Source organism: Nonomuraea sp. NPDC049784 (assembly GCF_040659615.1).
Classification (GTDB): domain Bacteria; phylum Actinomycetota; class Actinomycetes; order Streptosporangiales; family Streptosporangiaceae; genus Nonomuraea.
Genome location: NZ_JBFAMX010000971.1, coordinates 1 through 2,650, shown reverse-complemented (window position 1 = coordinate 2,650; position 2,650 = coordinate 1). Strand labels below are relative to the sequence as shown.

1 protein-coding gene and 1 pseudogene are annotated in these 2,650 nt (G+C 71.7%); one reads left to right on the top strand and one right to left on the bottom strand.

Features of this window, described 5'->3' with window-relative positions; all coding sequences use genetic code 11:
- A pseudogene (locus AB0J09_RS61865) lies at positions 1-891 on the top strand (hypothetical protein); the annotation flags it as partial.
- On the opposite strand, the gene AB0J09_RS61860 reads toward AB0J09_RS61865, so the two are convergent.
- Positions 876-2,650, bottom strand: a 1,775-nt coding sequence (locus tag AB0J09_RS61860; RefSeq protein ID WP_360713451.1) for a hypothetical protein, incomplete at its 5' end; no start/stop codon positions are given. The pseudogene AB0J09_RS61865 and the gene AB0J09_RS61860 overlap by 16 nt on opposite strands.

Below are 2,650 nucleotides of genomic sequence, written 5' to 3'. Positions count from 1 at the left end.
GGCCAGCCCGTCAGCATCCGCTCGCTCGGCACCGGCCCCGACGGCCGCGTCTACGCGGGCGGCTTCTTCACCGGCGGTCTGGCCGCCTACGACCCCGCCACCGGAGAGACCCAGAACTGGCCGAACGTCGGCCAGAGCGAGGGCATCGTCACCCACAAGGGCAAGCTCTACCTCGGCGTCTACCCCGGCGCCCGGATCTACGAGTTCGACGGGACCGCACCCAGGCTCCTGCTCGACCTCGGCGCCCAGGAGCAGGACCGGCCCTTCGCGATGATCTCCGCGGGCGACTGGCTGGCGTTCGGCACGGTGCCCAAGGCCGGCACGCATGGCGGCGCGCTCGGCCTGCTCGACCCCGCCACCGGGCGCACGGTGATCAGGCGGGACATCATCCCGGGCCACAGCGTCGTCGGGCTGGCCTACCGCGACGGGGTCGTCTACGGCGCCACCTCGGCTTTCGGCGGCACCAGCACGCCGCAGGGCGACGCCGTGGCGTTCGCGTACGACATCGCCACGGACTCGCTCAAGTGGCAGACCACCCCCGTCCCCGGCGACCTGGCGCTCGGCTCGATCGCCTTCGACGACGCCGGGCGGCTGTGGGGGCTGACCCCGGACACCCTGTTCGAGCTGGACCCGGCCACCGGGCAGACCGTCAGGACCGTCAAACACCAGACCTATGCCTGGTCCAGCGCCACGCAGGTCTGGCTGGACACCAACCTCGTCTTCCACAAGGGCTTCCTGTGGGGCAAGGTGCAGGGCAAGGCGTACCGGATCGATCCGGGGACGATGGCGCTCGCGCTCATCGCCCGCCCGATCTCGAACCTGATCCTCGGCCCCGACGGCCACCTCTACCTGTCACGTTTCGAGAACTTCTACACCTATCGCGTCTGCTGACGGGCCAGCCGGAACAGGCGCGGCCCCTCGGCGAAGTAGACGTCCCCGGACCCGTGCACCGCGAGCTGCTGCACGGGTCCCTGCCTCAGCACGTCGTGCCGCCCGGTCCACGGGTCGAGCGAGAAGACGTACTGGCCGGCGTGCGCGCCGTACAGGATGTGGTCGTGCCGGTTGAAGGCGAGCTGCCCGCTCGCGCTCTTGCTGTCCGACAGGGTGACGCGCTCGATCACCTTGCGGGCGTCCGTGCTGACCGCGAACACCTCGCCGCCCGCGATGCCCCACAGCCTTCCCCGGTCGTCGAACGTCAGTGCCGGGACGGCTGGCTTGCCGGGGGCGGGGACGATCTCCCACAGCAGCCGGTTCTCCTTCACCGACCACGCGAACAGCTTGGCCTCCGGCTGCGTCGGCGGCGTGGCCGTCTGCCCGCTGTAGATGGACGTGCCGCCGTAGAGCACGCCGTCGCGGTAGGCGAGCGAGACGATGCTCTGGTCCTGGACCACGTTGCGCTGGGCGTGCTTGAGCGTCCCGGTCCGCGGGTCCCACACGGCCAGCACGCCGCCCAGCTCGCCGAGGTCGGGCATGGTGCCGGCGGCGAGGTATCGGCCCGCCGACACCAGCGCCCGCGGCCTGATCTGCTTGTCCGCGGCGAAGTCGAACAGCCGTGCCGGGTTCGCCGCCGGGCCTGGTTCGGGGCTGGGCGAGTACTCGGTGCTGTTCCACGGCAGCGCCGGGTCGTAGGCGTAGACCCTGGCCTCGGGATAGGCGCCGATGTAGAGCTTGCCGTCGTGGGCGGTCATGTCCTCGCTCTGGGAGAACGTGTGGAATTCCTCGCGATGGCCGGTCTCCGGGTCCAGCGCGGCGAAACCCCCGTTGAGGAAGCCGCCTGCGTACATACGGCCGTCGGGGCCTTCAGCGAGCGCGGTCACGTCGATGGGCTCGCCCTTGACCCCCGTCTGCACGAACGACTTCGCGCCGGTCTGGGGGTTGTAGCGGAACATCAGCCCGCGCCAGAGCAGGCCGACGACGCTCTTGCCCGGATAGTCCGGCAGGCCCAGCTCGGCCCAGCCGATGCCGCGCGTGTTGGCCACGCGGCCCGTGATGGGCACCCCGGTCGGCGTCGTGGTCTTGGTGCGAGGGTTGTAGCGGACCAGCTCACCGCTCTTGACCAGGTAGACCGCGCCGTCGGCGTCCGGGGGCGAGACGTCCAGGCCGTGCGCGGCGTCGAGCGTGCCGGTCCATTGGCCGGCGGCGATGTCCCAGACGTGCAGCGGCCCCGGGCTCGCGCCGCCGTAGCGGACGTAGAGGAAGCCGCCCGCGGCGTTCACGTCATAGGCCCACTTGCCCGCCGGGTCGAGGCCGTCGGGCGTGGGGAGCTGCCTGGTCGCGCCCGAGGCGGCGTCGATCTCGAAGACAGCGGCGGGGGCCTCGGTGCCGGCGTAGATCTTCCCGTCGGCGTAGGAGACGCTACGGACGTAGGCGTGGGAGGGTGAGAGCTTGCCGTAGTCGCGCACGCCGGTCGCGGGGTCGTAGGCGAACAGGCGGCCACCCGGCGAGGTGCCGCCGTAGACGGTGGAGCCCTCGCCCGCGGCCACGGACCAGATGAAGTCCTCAGAGGCCAGGGGCCTGCCGAGGTCCTGGACACCACCCTGGTCCGTCCAGCGGTAGAGGCGGCCGTCGCCATACGTGCCGGCGTACACGCCGCCGTCCGGGGTGGCGTCCAGGGCCCAGGAGCCGCCGGCGCCCGGCAGGTCGTACCTGG